Origin of the sequence: Moheibacter sediminis (assembly GCF_900176425.1) — a bacterium.
GTDB lineage: Bacteria > Bacteroidota > Bacteroidia > Flavobacteriales > Weeksellaceae > Moheibacter > Moheibacter sediminis.
Window position 1 is genome coordinate 183,054 of the sequence record NZ_FWXS01000006.1, and the last position, 17,129, is coordinate 200,182.

The following is a 17,129-nucleotide window of genomic DNA, read 5'->3' on the forward strand; positions in this document are numbered from 1 at the left end:
GGCGTTTATATAAAAAATGAGAAGTTTTTTTATTTCCTCTTATGGAATCTTAATTCCGGGATAATTGTTTGGATTTACATTTCTCAATGTAGAACCGTATTTCTGATTAATTGCATCGATGAAATAATTCGCAACGACCGCATATCCTTTACCTGTCAAGTGAACTGCATCCAAAGAAAATGCACCACCACTTACATAAGTCGTTGTGTAAGTATTCCCGAAATAAGTAATACCTGACTGACTGCTCAAATCCTGCATTGCTTTGTGTGCATCTACAAAAGCCAAATTGTAATCTGTAGCCAATTGTCTTATAGCCGCATTGTAAGCTGCTGTAGCCGTAAGAACAGCTTGTTTTTCAGTTGGAATCAGAACCCATTTGTCAGTTAATGGATAAGTAACTCCATTTACGGATAGTTGAGCCGCCTGTTCTTGTGGCACTCCCATGGTCATTAATTCGGTTAGACGAGTTGTATTGATTTGACCAATTATTGTTTGTGATGTAAATACGATTAAATCCTCGGCAGTCGCTTGACGCGATTTTTTATAAGTATCAGCTAAAACCGTAGCTGTACCTACATCAACTCCTTGTGAAACTAAAACTGTTCTGATTTGAGTTGATAAATCAGTCAAAGTTTCATCCTCAATAACAACGGCACTTGCTGAATCAGTATTAAATACAATTTTTCTTTCAGGAACTCCTAAATAATCAAATACAGCATTTAGTTGACCAAATTGTGCATTTAATGCAGGAATCATTGGTCCAAAAGAAGCATTTGTAGGGCTTAAAGGTGCATGGGGCACAGTTGTAAAATAAGGAATGTCTGTAATGCTTGGAATATTGGCGATCACTCCTTTTGCACCTGCGGCATCTAAAGCAATTAAATAATTTTTAATTGCGGTTGCTAATACAGTTGGATCTGTAATGTCTTCCGAACCATAAGTTGTTGGATCAAAATTCCCTGTGCGGTCGACACCTACACCTCCCCCCGTAGCGTAAGAAAGCACATCATTGTTTCCAATCCATAATGAAAAGAAAGTAGGTTGTTGTGCTATCGCATCAGCAATAACTGAAGTTGAAGGAGACGAAGCAAAACGAACAAAATAAGGATTTGCGTAAACCCCTATTCCTGCTGGATTACCATAACCATTTAATCCTAAATGAAATGATTTAGCTCCCGGAACCCCCATGTTGTTCACAGAACCATTTACCATAGTCAGTGGTGATTGAGCCGGTGTTGCAACCGGACCCATAGCACCTGTAGCAGGATTAATTACTAAATTTAACCTTCCATCCATGTATAAAGGAGCAGGTCCATTGAATCCTCCGATTTCATCCGGCATTAAAGGTTGAGTAAAAGCACCACCGCCTGCCATCGCCATTTGCATAGCCAGCATATTCGGATACGAATTTACTTGTCCATTGATGAAAAGCGCATTATCAGTAAAACCTGAAGTCAAAGAGTTTCCTAAAGCTATATATTTGGAGAAATCGGCATCACCCGAAGTCGCTTGGAAATCTTCAACCGGTTCGTCAAAGTCAGGCTCGCAGCTTGCAAAAACAACCAGTGAAGTTGCAATAAATATTTTAGATAAATTTTTCATTTCTGGATTAATTTAAAAAGTTATAAGAAAGTCCAAGTCCGAAAATGAATGCGCTTGAATTTACATCACCTTGGAAACCGCTTTCTACATTGTGTACAAATCGTTCAACGCCCATGCTGTACTGTCCGTAAGCGTCCACATAGAATCCTTCTCCGAATTTAAATCCTAAACCTCCAGTAAAAGCATGCAAGTTGGTACTTGGCGTTTCAGGAGACCAATGCTCAGCCGGTGAAGGAGATTCGTCGAAATAGTAACCCAATCTCACTGCCAGCATATCAGTTGCCTGGTATTCCGCTCCGAATTTGTAAACAGCACGGTCTTTGAAATTTTTGGTTGCATAAGAGTCAAATGTCGCTCCCGTTTCAGAATTTTCCAATTTGATGTCCAAATCAGAATATTTGCTCCATCCATGTACAGAAACCTCACCTGCAAGCATCAATCTTTCAGTTACCTGATAAGAAAGACCTGCTGTGAATTCAGATACAAGTGGCAACATCGCTGAGAATTGATTCGAAGCAAATGGCATCGTTGAACCTAATGCTGTAGGAGTTCCTGACCACATCACATCACCATCGTTGGCTTTCATGTCTACTTTTGAACGGTATGCCAAACCGATATTTACTCTTTCATTCGGACGGAAATAAGCACCGACGTTAAATCCTAATCCGTGTGCATCTGTATCATCCAATTCCAGTCCTACATCGTTTCCCGCAACGGTCGTTGTTCTTTGCAAGTTCACAGAACCCATCGCATAGATAAATCCAGCACCTGCGCTGAACCATTCATTGAATTTCACGGCAACAGTCGGCTGGATGAAATATGATTTTAATTCAATTTCTGTAATGTTAGATTTTCCTGCCCAGTCGCTTGGCCATTTCACAGTACTGCCAAAAGGCGTTGTGAAACTCACTCCGACCGTTACATCCTCAATCGGACGGTAAGAAGCAGCAAAATAAAGCGGAGTTCCCAATGGGCTATCCGTTTCAGCACTTTCAAGCGTACTTTCGTTCTGCCATTTCACGTTGTTCATTACTCCAAATCCACCGGCAGCGATGCTTAATTTCCCCTCTACGAATGCAAGACCCGCAGGGTTATAAAAAGCAATGCTTGCATCGCGAGCGTGCATCACACTCGTAAGTCCCATGGATGCCTGACGCACCCCTTGCAATGCTACACGGTATCCACCTGCAAATGCAGTTGTACAGAGACCCAATGCAGCAAGCATCAAATAAACTCTTCTCATGCTATTTTCTATTAAATGTTAATGTTATGTAAACAAATGTAAAAAAATTAATTGGAATTGTTATGCGTACATAGTAAAATTTCTGATTTCCCAATAGTTAAATAACTTAGGAAGTTTTGAATTGGTGTACAAGTTACAGTAAAGATGATTTCAAATGTTCTGAAATTAAAAATGCTTCACTCCAACAAGCCTGAAAATTAAACCCGCCCGTGATGGCATCTATATTCAGAATTTCTCCCGCAATGAATAAATTCGGAACGACTTTGCTTTCCATCGTTTTGAAATTGATTTCTTTCAAATCCACACCGCCCGCCGTTACAAATTCGTCTTTGAATGTGCTTTTTCCTTTTACGTTGTAAATTCCTTCGGTCAGTTCTTTAGAAATATTTTGAATCTGATTTTTGTTTAAATGAGAAAAAGTCAAATCCTGAGGAATTTTTTGAACTTCCAGAATTCTGTTCCAGAAACGTTTCGGGAAAGAAAAAGGATTGATTTTATAAATAGATTTTTTGGCATTTTCGATTTTAAATTCATTTAGAAATTCAATGGATTCTTCCAGTTCTTGTTGAATAAAATTGATGCAAATCTGAAATTCATAATTCAATTTATTCAATTCCAAAGCGCCCCAAGCCGAAAGCCTCAGAATTCCAGGCCCGCTCAATCCCCAATGTGTGATGAGCATCGGTCCTTCCGATTCCATTTTTAATTGCGGAATAGAAATTTCAGCCCATTCAAAACTGATTCCCATCAAATCTTTCAAACGTTCATCTTTGATGTTAAATGTAAATAATGAAGGAACAGGTTTTACAATTTTGTGTCCTATATTTTTCATCAAATCCATCGATTTTATACTGCTTCCCGGTGTGAAAATGACTTTTTCAAATTCATAGTAATCTGATTTTGTGTTAATTACAAATGATTTTTCTTTTTTTTGAATGGATAAAACCGTTTCTCCAAATCGAGTTTCCACTTGGTTTTTATCTACTTCTTTTAGTAAACATTCGATAATGCTCAAAGAAGAATTGGAAACAGGAAAAATGCGGTTGTCATCTTCGATTTTCAGCGGAACTTTCCGGCTTTCAAACCATTCCATCGTATCGCCCGGCTGAAATTTATGGAAAACGCTCAGCAATTCTTTTTTTCCGCGCGGATAAAATTCTACCAGCTCATTTGGGTCAAAGCAAGCATGCGTCACATTGCATCTTCCACCACCCGAAACACGTACTTTCTGCAAGGGCAAAGAAGCCTGCTCAAACAAAACAGTTTGTTTCCCCAATTCCTTTCCCAAGTTTGTTGCAGTGAAATATCCGGCAGCTCCGCCTCCGATGATGGCAATTTTTTTCATTTTTGTTCGAAATTCGAAATTCGTTTGGCGAAGTTCGCATAAAATTAGGACTATTTAAAATTGGATAAATAAATGAGATGGATTTAATATTAATTTTCTGAAATTCTTAATAACTCAAATTACGAATTTCGAACTTCGCATTTCGATAAACGATTCGTACCTTTGCACAAAAATTTCGGTATGCAACTTTTGGATGGGATAAAACTCGCGCGTGAAATCAAACAGGAAATCAAAGAATCGGTAGAAAATCTTATAAAAGAAGGGAAAAGACCACCGCATTTGGCGGCTGTTTTGGTAGGAAATGATGGTGCGAGCCAAACGTATGTAAGCAATAAAATCAAAGATTGCGAACAGGTTGGATTCAAATCATCTTTGGTTAAATTGCCCAACACCGTTTCTCAAACCGAATTAATAGAAGCCATCCAAAAATTAAATCAACAAGAAGATTTAGACGGATTCATCGTTCAGCTTCCGTTACCACAACAAATCGACCAGGAAGAAATCATCGAAGCTATCGATCCAAAAAAAGATGTTGACGGATTTCATCCGGAAAATTTTGGAAAAATGGCGCTCGATATGAGTACATTTTTACCGGCTACGCCATTCGGAATTTTGGAAATGCTTGAACGTTACGATATTTCGACACGTGGAAAACATGCCGTTGTAATTGGAAGAAGCCGCATAGTGGGTCGTCCTATGAGTATTTTGATGGGAAGAAAAGATTTCCCCGGAAATAGTACCGTGACTTTGACGCACAGCAACACCGAAAATTTATCTTATTACACGCAACATGCTGACATTGTGATTACGGCATTAGGTGTTCCAGGATTTCTAAAAGCAGAAATGATTAAAGAAGGCGCCGTAGTGATCGATGTGGGAATCACACGTGTGGATGATGCAACGACCGAAAGAGGGTTCAAATTGGTGGGTGACGTTGATTTTGAAAATGTAAAAGAAAAAGCTTCATGGATCACGCCGGTTCCGGGTGGAGTAGGACCGATGACCAGAGCCATGTTGTTGAAAAATACATTATTAGCTTACAAGAATAATACAAAGTGATTGCATTAAATTCCATTACTGAAGAACAATCTGAATTACTGAAAGAAGGAAAATTTCTTCCGGTGATGGAGCATTTTTACACGCTTCAGGGCGAAGGTGCTCATGCGGGAAAAGCGGCGTATTTCATTCGTTTGGGGGGCTGCGATGTGGGTTGTCATTGGTGCGATGTGAAAGACAGTTGGGATGCGGAAAAACATCCGTTGACCGATATAGAGAAATTAGCTAAAGAAGCAACTGATTTATCAAAAACGATTATCATCACAGGGGGCGAACCATTAATGTGGAATCTGGATTTTTTGACTAAAAAACTAAAAGAATTCGGAGCGGCGATTCATATTGAAACTTCAGGCGCTTATTCGCTCAGCGGGCAAATCGACTGGATTACGCTTTCTCCGAAAAAATTAGCAGATGTAGAACCGGATGTTCTGGAAAAAGCTTCTGAATTGAAATGCATTATTTTTAACAATGACGATTTCCGTTTTGCGGAGAAATATGCGGAACTAGTGGATTCCAGTTGTAGATTGTATTTACAGGTGGAATGGAGCAAAAAAGAAAAAATGTCTCCGCTGGTGGTTGAATATGTGAAAGCAAATCCAAAATGGCAGGTTTCTGTTCAAACGCATAAGTATTTGGATATTCCTTAGCGAAATTTTATTTTTTTTGAAATTAAAATTTTATCAATAAATGAATAATGGATTAACATTTAAAGAGCAAATTGAAAATGATAAACCTATAAGCAATTTATTGTATAATGCAGATATTAAAATTGCCGAAGATTTTTCAAATAGGATTTTTTCTGAGGAGTTTAAGGAGTATATCAAAAATGATTTATACAATAGCTTCAAAAGTATTTACTTCAAGAATCTTGACACTAAAAATTATACCATCATAATTGCTGTCCTAAAATCGGTTGATTATTTAGCAGTTAATGACATTAAAACAAAAATCATAAATGATTTAGAGGTTCAGTTAAACCAAGCATTTAATAACTTGGAATCAGTTAAAAATGCATTAAAATATGCTGAAACAGGTTATGAATATAAACTAAAGCGTATTGATGATTCTCTCAGTTATTTAGTGGAATATATTTTAAATCATTTTGATTACAATCCAAATATTCAAGCATACAAAGAAAAAATAATCAATTCAAGTTTAGATATCTGTGATATAATTCCTAAAAACAAACCAACTAAAAATACTGCTGTACATGATGTAAATGAAAAGATTATAAAAAGATTGAAAAATATTAAAATGTCTGATAACCAATATAAAAGATACTCATTAAATGTAGAGTATTTAAATCAAAAGAGAAAAAAGATTGACATTAAATACAAAATAGTAATTGGAGTTGGAATTTTGATTTTATTGTTTAGGTTTGTAAGAGTTTTTTAGTAAAGAATTGTAAATCACTGAGAATAGAACTAATTCAAAAAAATATATGAAATTATTATCAGCATTGCTTATTTTATTCGTTTCATTCGGATTAAATGCACAAAACAAAAAAATAGATACTTCAAAGAGCTCAATCCATTGGGTTGGAAAGAAAATAACGGGTCAGCACGACGGAACCCTTGATTTCAAAGACGGAACTTTGGTTTTTGACGGTAAAAAATTAACAGGAGGAAGTTTTACTGTGGATATGACGACCATCAGCGCGACGGATGTGGAAGGGAAAACCAAAGATAAACTGGACGGACACTTGAAAGCGGAAGACTTTTTCGGCGTTGACAAACATCCGACTTCAAAATTGGATTTCAAAAAGATTGCCGACAAAGGAAAAGGCGTTTATACGGTGACTGCCGATATGACCATCAAGGGGATTACAAATTCAGTTACTTTTGACATCACAGTAAAGGACAATTCGGCCACAGCGAAATTCAATGTAGACAGGACGAAATATGACATCAAATACGGTTCGAAATCTTTCTTCGAAGGAATCGGCGATAGGGCAATCAATGATGAATTTGAGTTGGAAGTGAAATTGGCTTTCTAAATAGAATTCATTCAAAATATAATAAATTCCGTTCACTGAAGTTCTCGAAGTGAGGGGAATTTTTCTTTTAAATGATTTATAACAGTGCTGATATCCCTCATTTTCATTTTAGAGAATTAGAATTAAATTTATAAAGATTTAAAGCTAAACAAACATGAAAAAATTACTATTAATTTCCATTTTATCCATTGGATTAATTTCCTGCGGCTCTGACAAAAAAGAAGCAGAAACAACTGTTCCAACAAAAGAAACTTCAACTGAAACTTCCGTTTCCAATGAAATTTCTCTCAAAGGAAATGACGAAATGAAATTTGACACAACAAAATTCACCGTCAATGCAGGTCAGGAAGTTACTTTGACTTTTACGAATGAAGGCATTTTGCCATTGGAAACAATGGGACACAACGTTGTGGTTTTAGAGAAAAATGCTGATGTAGCGCAGTTTGCAAATGCCTCAGCAAAAGCAAAAGAAACCAATTACATTTCAGAATTGTACATCACAGACATCATCGCACAAACCAAACTTTTGGGTCCGGGCGAATCTGAAACCATCAAATTTACTTTGAAAGAGCCGGGCAAATATACTTTTATCTGTACTTTTCCGGGACACTGGATCGCAATGAAAGGAACTATCACAGCGATTTAAACAGATTCTAAACTTTGGCAAAATCCTGAACTTTGCCAAAGTTGTTCTAATTTTGCATTTTAATTTCAAAGAATGGCAGACGTTAAAATTACTATCATAGACCGCGACGGAATTTCCCATGAAGTAGAAGCTCCAACCGACATGGCAATGAACGTAATGGAACTCGTTCGTGCTTATGAATTGGCACCTGAAGGCACGATTGGTATCTGTGGAGGAATGGCAATGTGTGCGTCTTGCCAATGTTATATTTTGTCAGAAGACGTGGAGATCCCACCGATGCAGGACGATGAAGAAGCCATGCTTTGGGAGGCTTTTAATAAAAAAGAAAACAGCCGTTTAGGCTGTCAAATCAATATTACCGAAGAACTCGAAGGGCTAGTTCTGGAACTTGCGCCTGAGTACTAATCAATCGATTCCTTTTCTTTTCTACGGTCTGCAGCGGATGCATCTTCTGCGATGCCTGATTTCCAATAAGAATAAGCATACAATTCTTCCTGCCCCCAATGAAGTTCTTTTCTGAGATAATTTCGAATATTTTTTACCGTTGAAAATTCAGCTGCCACATAACCAAATTTATATTCTTCAGGTAAGCTCAAACCTTTTATGACTTCAAACAATTCACTTCCTTTTTGAGGATCTGCATTAAATAACCACAAAAAATGAATATCTGCTTTGGTTTTAATTTTTTGGATGTCTTCACGGTCATGAACTTCCAGTACGCAAACGCCTTTTGCTGATTCTGGCAAATCTTCAAGGATAGCACTTATCACAGGAATTGCCGTTGCATCACCTACCAAAACATAAGATTTAGCTTGGGAATAAAGTTCAGATTTTCCGTCGTGCATCATCACACCTAGCACATCTCCTTTTTCAGCGGAAATCGCCCAGGCAGAGGCCGGACCTTCATCTCCGTGCGCTACAAAATCAATCCAGATTTCTTTGGAATTTAAATCAATTCCTCGATGCGTATATGTTCGCACAAAAGGACGGATTTCATCCGGCTGAGGTTTCCAACGCATATTTTCATAATCAAATTCAGGAAAATGAATTTGATTAATTCCTTTTGGCGGAATCAGAATTTTATTATTGACGCCAATCGTTGTATTGTCAAACAATTCAATGTCTTCTCCGGTCAGGTAAACTCTTATGTAATGTGGAGTAAGATATTCTTTTCTTGTTACAATTAATTCTGCCTGAATATTTTTTGAACTTTTCGGACTCATAATTCACTTTACATTTTTAAATTCGTTGTAAAGCTAATCAAAAATTATTTATGTAGAATGATTCTAAATAATAAAAATCTATCGTCAATAGATTAATCAAATGTAGCTGTATAATTCATCAGATCCGTGTACAAAGGATCTGCTTTTGTATAGAAATTTTTGATAAGTATTCGCATGTTAGCGCCATCGCCATATTCTACCGCCTCCATGTCCGCATAAACCGTATCCTCTTCTACTTTGTCCAATTCATTATTGTCCGCTTGCAAACCCGAAATCAAATAACCATTTTCATCATAAGACAATACGAAATTATCAGGTGAATAAGTTCCAGCTCCTTGTATAAATGAAGCTTCAGAGTCAGCCATCAAATAGATGATCAAGTTAGAATCTTCATCATACTCATGGTACATGGTCGAATAAAACTCAACGATGTTGTAGATTCCGTTGCTCCTCGCATATTTTACGCGAATAGTCGCAGGGGTTTCCCCTGTTTCAGAGAATTCTTCAGTAACGATCATCACTTCATATTTATTTCCGTCAGAAGCTTTCCACGAATAGAAATCAATGATGTCAACGCTTTTTGCCTGCCCGTTACAGATAGTTATGAAGCTTAACAGTACAAATGAAAAGAAGATTTTCATGATTTTAATAAATTTTAGTTTGCACAAATATATAGAATTTACCCTATATAAAATTCCAATTTTGTTACCTTTACCTCCTATGAATTCAGAAGACAAAAGATTATTTTTACTAGACGCTTACGCTCTAATTTTCAGAGGATATTACGCATTTATCAAAAGTCCTAGAATTAACTCAAAAGGATTGAATACGTCTGCAATTATGGGTTTCACGAACTCGTTGCTTGACGTTTTGAAGCGTGAACAGCCCACACACATTGCAGTGGTTTTTGACGTGGGGCAGGCGACTGTAAGAACAGTCGATTACGATCAATACAAAGCCAACCGCGATGAAACGCCCGAAGCCATCAAGATTGCGGTACCATACATTCAGGAAATATTAAAAGCACTGTGTATTCCCGTGCTTTTTGCAGAGGGTTACGAAGCCGATGACGTCATCGGAACTCTGGCGCAAAAAGCTGAAGAAAGAGGTTTTACAACCTATATGGTGACACCCGATAAAGATTTCGCGCAATTAGTAACTGATAAAATTAAAATGTACCGCCCTCCCGCATTTGGAAAGGGAATTGAAATATGGGGGGTGGAAGAAGTCAAAGCCAAATTTGAAGTCGATCATCCGATGCAAGTAGTTGATTTTCTAGGAATGATGGGTGACAGCGTGGATAATATTCCGGGGCTTCCGGGAGTCGGAGAGAAGACTGCCAAAAAATTCATCAAAGATTATGGATCTTTGGAAAATTTACTTGAACACACCCACGAACTCAAAGGAAAACTTAAAGCAAACATAGAAGCCAACAAGGAATTAGGAATTCTTTCTAAAAAATTAGCCACAATTCTTACAGATGCGCCGGTGGAATTTGATGAAGAAGATTTGACAATGTGCGCACCCAATATAGAAAGGGTCAAAGAACTTTTCATGGAACTGGAGTTCCGTCAGTTACTCGAAAATTTTTACCGAACTTTTAATCTGGAAACACAAGTCACAGAAAAAGCTAAAACCGTTTCTCAGCTTGCTGTTCAGGCATCTTTGTTTGGAGAAAATGAAGTAGCACCTTCAGAATTGACGAGTGAATCTTATTACAAAGAAATTGATACCTATGACCATTTGTACCAATTGGTAGAAGGAAAAATGGGACGTAAATTATTATTAGATAAATTACTCAAACAACCAGAAGTTTGTTTCGATACAGAAACCACAGGATTGAATGCTTTAAGTGCTGAATTGGTAGGGATTTCATTCAGCTTTGAACAAGGAAAAGGTTATTACATTCCGTTTCCTGACAATTTTGACGAAGCCAAATCAATAATAGAAGAATTCAACCCTTTTTTCGAATCGGAATCCGTTTTGAAAATAGGCCATAACCTGAAATACGATTACAAAGTCCTTTACAAATACGGAATAGAACCCAAAGGAAAATCTTTTGATACGATGGTTGCGCATTACCTTTTAAATCCCGATATGCGACATGGAATGGATGTTTTGTCGGAAACTTACCTGCAATACAAACCCGTTTCCATCGAATCTTTAATTGGAAAAAAAGGTAAAAACCAAAAGCTTTTTAGCGAGGTTGAATTAGAGCAGCAAAAAGAATATGCGGTGGAAGACGCCGACATCACTTTACAGCTCAAACATTTCTTTGCGCCACAATTGCCGGAAGTCAATGCGCAGAAATTATTTGAAGAAATAGAAATGCCGCTAATGGAAGTGCTTTCTGACATGGAAATCGAAGGAATTCGTTTGGATACAGATGTTTTGGCAGAACAATCGGTAAAAATAACAGCCGACATCGTAGAATTAGAAAAGAAAATTTATGCCGATGCCGGAGTTGAATTCAATTTGAATTCTCCGAAACAATTAGGAGAAATTTTATTTGACCAATTACAATTAGATTCAAAAGCAAAGAAAACTTCAACCGGACAATACGCAACCGGTGAGGAAGTTTTGACCAAATTGCGCGACAAACATCCGATTATCAACGATATTTTAGATTACCGCCAACTTCAAAAACTAAAATCTACTTACGTCGATGCTTTGCCCAAAGAAGTAAGTCCGGATACCAAAAGAGTGCATACAACATTCAGTCAAACCGTTGCTGCAACAGGAAGATTGGCTTCTGTGAATCCGAATTTGCAAAATATTCCCATCCGTTCGGAACAAGGCCGCGAAATCCGTAAAGCATTTGTCGCACGCGATGAAAACCACGTGTTGGTTTCTGCCGATTATTCACAGATTGAATTGCGCATCATTGCCGAATTGAGCGAAGATCCGAAGATGTTAGAATCGTTCAGAAATGGAGAAGATATTCACCGTTCGACCGCTGCCAATGTGTTCAAAGTTGCTTTGGAAGAGGTAACGCGCGAACAAAGGAGCCATGCGAAAACCGTAAATTTCGGAATCATTTATGGTGTTTCTGCTTTTGGTTTGAGTGAACAAACCGGACTTTCCCGTTCGGAATCTAAACAGTTGATCGATGCTTATTATGAAACTTATCCGATTCTGAAAAAGTACATGGAAGGTCAAATTCAAACTGCCCGTGAACAAGGTTATGTCGAAACAATTTTAGGGCGAAGAAGATACCTGAAAGACATCAATTCCCGAAATGCAGTAGTGCGAAGCCATGCCGAAAGAAATGCGGTCAACGCGCCGATTCAGGGAAGCGCGGCGGACATCATCAAAATCGCGATGATCAATTTACAAAAGAATTTAAAGGAAAACTTCAAAACAAAAATGCTCCTGCAAGTGCATGATGAATTGGTGTTCGACGTTCCCAAAGACGAACTCGAAATCGTCCAGCCCATCATCAAACAAACGATGGAATCTGCTGTGAAAATGAGTGTTCCGATCGAAGTCGAAATCGGAGTTGGGCAAAATTGGTTAGAAGCGCATTAAATCTTATGAAAAATATTGACAAAAACAGTTTAGAAAATGCATATCGATTGTTTGAATCGAATGACATCCAAAAAATAGAAATTGGCACAACCAGGGGACTCAAAGAAATACATTGTTATCTGTTTGACGGTTTGTATGATTTTGCAGGTGAAATTCGAAACCATAATATTTCAAAAGGCGGTTTTAGATTTGCAAATGCATTGTATCTTCAAGAAATTCTTGTGAAAATTGAGCAAATGCCTGAAAGTTCTTTTGAAGAAATCATTGCCAAATATGTCGAGATGAATATTGCACATCCATTTATGGAAGGAAATGGCAGATCTATGCGCATTTGGCTGGACATGATTTTAAAAAAACAACTCAAGAAAGTAGTAAACTGGCAATTTATTGACAAAACGCTTTATTTGCAATCGATGGAGAGAAGTCCCATCAACGCTTTGGAGTTAAGAACGCTTCTGAAAGACAATTTAACTGATGAAGTAGACAATAGAGAAATTATCTTTAAAGGAATTGAACAGTCTTATTATTATGAGGGTTATCAAAAGGACGAAGAATAATCTCGCTTTCTGATTTTATAATCGCTGGATTTGGGTGTTGTTGAGTTCCCTCTTTACCTCAGGCAAAACGTACAATGTATAAAAAAGCCTTGTCAAAGTTTAAAACTTTGACAAGGCTTTTTTTATTTAAAGAGTTTTTAAAATCTCATGAAAAACAGTCTGTGCCGAATAAATCCTGTTCGTCGCCTCCGGAATCACAATCGAATGTTCCGAATCCAAAACACCATCGCTCACCACCACATTCCTGCGAACAGGTAAACAATGCATAAATTTCCCGTTATTGGTCAGTTTCATTTTGTCCAAAGTTACTTGCCAATCCATTTCCTGTGGGATGATTTGCCCGTAATTTTCAAAGCTGCTCCAGTTTTTAGCATAGATGAAATCAGCATCTTCAAAAGCCTTTTCCTGGTCGTATTCTATGTGTGCACCTTGCGTGAAATCCGAGCTTAATTCATAACCTTTCGGATGTGTAATCGTAAAATCAACCCAATCAACCTTAGAAAACCATTGCGCAAATGAATTCGGAACCGCTTGCGGTAATTTCCTCGGATGCGGTGCCCAAGTCATCACGACTTTTACCTTTTTATCAAATTTCTGATGAGGTTGGTAACCCGAATATTCAGCTACCGTAATCAAATCCGCAAAAGACTGAAGCGGATGCAAAGTCGCACTTTCCAGGCTCACAACCGGAACAGAAGAAAGTTCCTTCACTTTATTAAACATCACTTCATTGTAGTCGTAATCTCTTTCTTCCAGTTTCGGAAAAGTCCGCACACCCAAAATGTCGCAATAGGCACTCATCACACCGATGGCTTCTTTGATGTGTTCCTGCGTATCGCCGTTCATCACCGTTCCGTCCGACATTTCCAAAGTCCAGGAATCCGCTCCTGCATTCAGAACCCAGCAGTTCGCGCCAAGATTGTAAGCCGCTTTCACGGAACTCAAACGGGTACGTAAACTGGGATTGAAGAACAACAAACCTATGGTTTTATTTTTGCCCAAATCTTGTTGTCCAAAAGGATTGGACTTGATTTCTAAAGCAGTATTTAAAAGTTGGGTATAATTTTCAACGTCGTTGAAAGAGATAAAATTTTGCATCTGAAAACTAAGTTTTTTTTTCAGAATTCAAATCTACGCATTATAAAAAGAAAAGAACTCGTTTCTAAAAATGATTTTCAAATAAAATTTAACCCGAATTGTCATTTCGACCTGTCTGCCGACAGGCAGGGGTAGGAGAAATTTCTCATAATATTTAACCATTTTTTTTACAAACCAAAGACCCAATTAAATCCCGATAAACCCTACTTTTGCAATTCAATTTATTCAGGTTTTGGACACCAAACAAAAGCAGCGCGTAGCCCTATCAAGTTTTTTCTTATTATCAGGAATTTGTTTCTCATCTTGGGCTTCCCGCATCCCCACGCTCAAAGACCAATACCAGCTCAGCGATGACGTATTAGGGAGTTTACTCATCACCATGCCCGCAAGTGCTTTGATAGGCATTCCGCTTTCTGGTTGGTTAATTTCCAAATATGACAGCCGCATACCATTGCGGTACGCCAGTTTTTTGTTTATTGCGTCTTTGTTAGCAATAGGTTTTACGAATTCCCTCTGGACGGTCATCGCCGCATTGGTCGTTTTTTCCATCGCACTGCGCGTCATCAACATTTCCATCAATACCCAATCCATTTCATTACAAGAAAAATTTACAAAAAAAATCGTAGGTTCATTCCACGCCATTTGGAGCATGGGCGGGATTTTAGGCGTTTTGATTTCCACTCTCATGCTGCACTTTGAAATCTCTATGGAATGGCATTTCGTCACCATCGCCCTCCTCGGAATCATCATCATTTTCTCAGCCTATCCCCATTTGATCCAAAAAGACAAAGCCGCTTCAGGCGGAGGATTCAAACTCGGAAAACCCAGTAGATACATCATGCTGCTCGGATTGCTCGTGTTTTTTGCAGCAGTCTGCGAAGGCGGTATGTACGACTGGAACGGAGTCTATTTCAAAGAAGTCGTAAAAGCCGAACTCTACACATTCGGTTACCTCTTATTCATGATTTGTATGACCATTTCCCGTTTGAGCATAGACAAACTCATAGAACATTTCTCCATCCAAACACTCTACATGGCCAGTTCCATCTGCGTGATGCTCGGCATCTCCATCGCCATATTGTTCCCTGTATTTTGGGTAGCACTTATAGGATTTTGCCTCGTCGGATTTGGGATTTCATCGCTATTCCCGATGACATACATGCTTACCAGCAAAGCCAAGAAATATTCTGTCGGTATCGTCATTTCCATTGTCAGCACCTATTCCACCGTCGGACTTTTCATTGGTCCGCCGATTATTGGGTACCTTTCAGAACTATTCGGACTCCAAAACGCATTCATTACCTTCCTCATCGCAGGTTTCATGTTCATCCCACTCTCCATGCTCACCTTTAAAGAAATCAAAAAGATGGAAAATACCTAAATCTAAAATTAATTATTAAAAATTTCCCTTGAGTTACTTTTACGCTTTGCCTTTTTACTTTTGCCTTATAAATTTTGGGCGCCTTATCGCGCTGTCGGCACTCGCTTTTTTGTGAAATTCGCATCCGCGAGATTCACAAAAAGAGCTTAAACAAATGCCTTCATCACGGGCGCTGGCAAAACCCAGCAAAAAAACTAAAATTCGCAATCATCCCATTACCATAGCGGAGTTTGCAACAGCCGAAAACAGGTAAAATAGCCGCCCACTCAAGTGAAATAGCGATCGACTTAGGTAAAACAGGCACCGACTCATGTAAAATACCCATCAACTCAGATAAAACAGTCACAGACTCAAATAGAATTGTCGTCAGTTTAAGTAAAATAGCCACCGTCTCAAGTAAAATAGCGATCGTCGCATATAAAACAACCACCACCTCAGGCAAAACTCTCACCACCTTGGCCAATACTTCCCCCTACTCAGCCATTTTCCTCAACCCAAAGTTAACCTCGAACTTCGCAACAAAAAAAGACCTGCTCAGTTTTCCAACCAGGCAAGTCCCCTCTATTAACCTAAAAACTATGAAAAATTTATCTTAAATACTCGGGTAAATTCATCGGGATTTCCATCAACAATATCTCTGCATCTTCAGTTGCCTCCAGCTTAAAACCATCCACATCCCATATTCCAAAACCATCTCTGCTGTTCAACTCCTGATCATCGATTTTCGCCGAACCATTGACCACAAAAACATACACACCATTTCCTTCTTGATGAATTTTATATTTTCTCGAAATACCCTTATCAAACTTCGCTAAATTGAACCAAGCATCTTGATGAATCCACAATCCTGCATCATCCACATTCGGAGAAATTATCTGCTGGAATTCATTTCTAATTTCACCATCTTTCATACTCATCTGCTCGCCTCTCGGTTCCACACCCAACTCTCTGGGAAAAATCCAAATCTGAAGAAATTTTACATCCTTATCCTTATTGTGATTGTATTCACTGTGCTGAACGCCTTTACCAGCACTCATTACCTGGATTTCCCCTTTTTGAATAACACCCCTGGTTCCCGTAGAGTCCTTGTGTTCCAAATCTCCTTCCAACGGAATCGAAATGATTTCCATGTCGCGGTGTGGATGTGTCCCGAAACCCATTCCTCCTTTGACAGTGTCATCATTCACAACTCTTAAAACTCCAAAATTTGAACGTTTATCATCCTGATAGTTGGCAAAACTAAATGTATGATAAGAATCCAACCAACCATGGTTGGCATGTCCTCTGCTGTCGGCTTTGTGAAATACAGTTTTCATAATCAATCTCTTATTTTTCTTATACAAAGTTCTGAAAACGAAGAGATTTCTACATTGATGTAAGATAAGAACGAAAAAGCCATTTTCGTTAGAAAATGGCTTATGTCATTGACCTCGCCGAATCTTTGATTTCCGAGG

17 protein-coding genes are annotated in these 17,129 nt (G+C 38.3%); 9 read left to right on the forward strand and 8 right to left on the reverse strand.

Annotation, left to right across the window (positions count from 1 at the left end):
* Positions 1-39 precede the first annotated feature (39 nt).
* From B8977_RS10345 to B8977_RS10355, 3 genes are all read right to left on the reverse strand, one after another.
* The gene (locus B8977_RS10345; RefSeq protein WP_084017637.1) at positions 40-1,602 is read right to left on the reverse strand and encodes an SGNH/GDSL hydrolase family protein; all 1,563 of its coding nucleotides are present in this window, start codon (positions 1,600-1,602) and stop codon (positions 40-42) included.
* A 7-nt stretch (positions 1,603-1,609) separates the two neighbouring features.
* Positions 1,610-2,845, reverse strand: coding sequence for an OmpP1/FadL family transporter (locus tag B8977_RS10350; protein ID WP_084017638.1), 1,236 nt, complete (start codon positions 2,843-2,845; stop codon positions 1,610-1,612).
* Between the two features lie 133 nt (positions 2,846-2,978).
* On the reverse strand, positions 2,979-4,190 hold the full coding sequence (locus B8977_RS10355) for a BaiN/RdsA family NAD(P)/FAD-dependent oxidoreductase (RefSeq protein ID WP_084017639.1): 1,212 nt from the start codon (positions 4,188-4,190) through the stop codon (positions 2,979-2,981).
* A 180-nt stretch (positions 4,191-4,370) separates the two neighbouring features.
* On the opposite strand from B8977_RS10355, the gene folD reads away from it, so the two are divergent.
* The 6 genes from folD (at position 4,371) to B8977_RS10385 (ending at position 8,293) form a co-directional block, all read left to right on the forward strand.
* Positions 4,371-5,249: a bifunctional methylenetetrahydrofolate dehydrogenase/methenyltetrahydrofolate cyclohydrolase FolD gene (gene folD / locus B8977_RS10360; protein ID WP_084017640.1), complete on the forward strand. Its 879-nt coding sequence runs from the start codon at positions 4,371-4,373 to the stop codon at positions 5,247-5,249.
* A 14-nt stretch (positions 5,250-5,263) separates the two neighbouring features.
* Positions 5,264-5,893 (forward strand): 7-carboxy-7-deazaguanine synthase QueE, encoded by a 630-nt coding sequence (locus B8977_RS10365; protein ID WP_084017690.1) that lies wholly within the window; start codon positions 5,264-5,266, stop codon positions 5,891-5,893.
* Positions 5,894-5,933: 40 nt separating this feature from the next.
* The gene (locus tag B8977_RS10370; protein ID WP_084017641.1) at positions 5,934-6,641 is read left to right on the forward strand and encodes a hypothetical protein; all 708 of its coding nucleotides are present in this window, start codon (positions 5,934-5,936) and stop codon (positions 6,639-6,641) included.
* Positions 6,642-6,687: 46 nt separating this feature from the next.
* Entirely contained in the window at positions 6,688-7,242 is a 555-nt protein-coding gene (locus tag B8977_RS10375; RefSeq protein ID WP_084017642.1) for a YceI family protein, read from the forward strand.
* 154 nt (positions 7,243-7,396) lie between these two features.
* The gene (locus B8977_RS10380) at positions 7,397-7,888 is read left to right on the forward strand and encodes a plastocyanin/azurin family copper-binding protein (protein WP_084017643.1); all 492 of its coding nucleotides are present in this window, start codon (positions 7,397-7,399) and stop codon (positions 7,886-7,888) included.
* A gap of 72 nt (positions 7,889-7,960) precedes the next feature.
* A complete protein-coding gene (locus B8977_RS10385; RefSeq protein ID WP_084017644.1) occupies positions 7,961-8,293 on the forward strand; it encodes a 2Fe-2S iron-sulfur cluster-binding protein in 333 nt (110 codons plus the stop codon).
* Here B8977_RS10385 and B8977_RS10390 read toward each other — a convergent pair.
* Entirely contained in the window at positions 8,290-9,111 is an 822-nt protein-coding gene (locus B8977_RS10390; protein ID WP_084017645.1) for a siderophore-interacting protein, read from the reverse strand. The genes B8977_RS10385 and B8977_RS10390 overlap by 4 nt on opposite strands.
* Positions 9,112-9,203: 92 nt before the next feature.
* The gene (locus B8977_RS10395; protein WP_084017646.1) at positions 9,204-9,752 is read right to left on the reverse strand and encodes a hypothetical protein; all 549 of its coding nucleotides are present in this window, start codon (positions 9,750-9,752) and stop codon (positions 9,204-9,206) included.
* A 79-nt stretch (positions 9,753-9,831) separates the two neighbouring features.
* On the opposite strand from B8977_RS10395, the gene polA reads away from it, so the two are divergent.
* Together polA and fic are read left to right on the forward strand one after the other, a co-directional pair.
* Positions 9,832-12,639, forward strand: a complete 2,808-nt coding sequence (polA, locus tag B8977_RS10400) for a DNA polymerase I (RefSeq protein WP_084017647.1) — start codon at positions 9,832-9,834, stop codon at positions 12,637-12,639.
* Positions 12,640-12,644: 5 nt separating this feature from the next.
* Positions 12,645-13,196, forward strand: a complete 552-nt coding sequence (fic, locus tag B8977_RS10405) for a protein adenylyltransferase Fic (protein ID WP_084017648.1) — start codon at positions 12,645-12,647, stop codon at positions 13,194-13,196.
* 126 nt (positions 13,197-13,322) lie between these two features.
* On the opposite strand, the gene B8977_RS10410 is transcribed toward fic, so the two are convergent.
* Positions 13,323-14,294: an N-acetylornithine carbamoyltransferase gene (locus B8977_RS10410; RefSeq protein ID WP_084017649.1), complete on the reverse strand. Its 972-nt coding sequence runs from the start codon at positions 14,292-14,294 to the stop codon at positions 13,323-13,325.
* Between the two features lie 232 nt (positions 14,295-14,526).
* Between B8977_RS10410 and B8977_RS10415 the strand changes: the two genes are divergently transcribed.
* Complete coding sequence (locus B8977_RS10415; protein WP_084017650.1) at positions 14,527-15,675, forward strand: MFS transporter; 1,149 nt, start codon at positions 14,527-14,529, stop codon at positions 15,673-15,675.
* 163 nt (positions 15,676-15,838) lie between these two features.
* On the opposite strand, the gene B8977_RS10420 is transcribed toward B8977_RS10415, so the two are convergent.
* The gene (locus tag B8977_RS10420; RefSeq protein ID WP_143736451.1) at positions 15,839-16,129 is read right to left on the reverse strand and encodes a hypothetical protein; all 291 of its coding nucleotides are present in this window, start codon (positions 16,127-16,129) and stop codon (positions 15,839-15,841) included.
* 133 nt (positions 16,130-16,262) lie between these two features.
* The gene (locus B8977_RS10425) at positions 16,263-16,991 is read right to left on the reverse strand and encodes a pirin family protein (protein WP_084017652.1); all 729 of its coding nucleotides are present in this window, start codon (positions 16,989-16,991) and stop codon (positions 16,263-16,265) included.
* Positions 16,992-17,129 lie beyond the last annotated feature (138 nt).

What these genes read in the sequence shown, in the direction of transcription:
- B8977_RS10345 (WP_084017637.1), bottom strand. Translation starts at nt 1,602, where the DNA reads ATGAAAAATTTATCTAAAATATTTATTGCAACTTCACTGGTTGTTTTT.
- B8977_RS10350 (WP_084017638.1), bottom strand. Translation starts at nt 2,845, where the DNA reads ATGAGAAGAGTTTATTTGATGCTTGCTGCATTGGGTCTCTGTACAACT.
- B8977_RS10355 (WP_084017639.1), bottom strand. Translation starts at nt 4,190, where the DNA reads ATGAAAAAAATTGCCATCATCGGAGGCGGAGCTGCCGGATATTTCACT.
- folD (WP_084017640.1), top strand. Translation starts at nt 4,371, where the DNA reads ATGCAACTTTTGGATGGGATAAAACTCGCGCGTGAAATCAAACAGGAA.
- B8977_RS10370 (WP_084017641.1), top strand. Translation starts at nt 5,934, where the DNA reads ATGAATAATGGATTAACATTTAAAGAGCAAATTGAAAATGATAAACCT.
- B8977_RS10375 (WP_084017642.1), top strand. Translation starts at nt 6,688, where the DNA reads ATGAAATTATTATCAGCATTGCTTATTTTATTCGTTTCATTCGGATTA.
- B8977_RS10380 (WP_084017643.1), top strand. Translation starts at nt 7,397, where the DNA reads ATGAAAAAATTACTATTAATTTCCATTTTATCCATTGGATTAATTTCC.
- B8977_RS10385 (WP_084017644.1), top strand. Translation starts at nt 7,961, where the DNA reads ATGGCAGACGTTAAAATTACTATCATAGACCGCGACGGAATTTCCCAT.
- B8977_RS10390 (WP_084017645.1), bottom strand. Translation starts at nt 9,111, where the DNA reads ATGAGTCCGAAAAGTTCAAAAAATATTCAGGCAGAATTAATTGTAACA.
- B8977_RS10395 (WP_084017646.1), bottom strand. Translation starts at nt 9,752, where the DNA reads ATGAAAATCTTCTTTTCATTTGTACTGTTAAGCTTCATAACTATCTGT.
- polA (WP_084017647.1), top strand. Translation starts at nt 9,832, where the DNA reads ATGAATTCAGAAGACAAAAGATTATTTTTACTAGACGCTTACGCTCTA.
- fic (WP_084017648.1), top strand. Translation starts at nt 12,645, where the DNA reads ATGAAAAATATTGACAAAAACAGTTTAGAAAATGCATATCGATTGTTT.
- B8977_RS10410 (WP_084017649.1), bottom strand. Translation starts at nt 14,294, where the DNA reads ATGCAAAATTTTATCTCTTTCAACGACGTTGAAAATTATACCCAACTT.
- B8977_RS10425 (WP_084017652.1), bottom strand. Translation starts at nt 16,991, where the DNA reads ATGAAAACTGTATTTCACAAAGCCGACAGCAGAGGACATGCCAACCAT.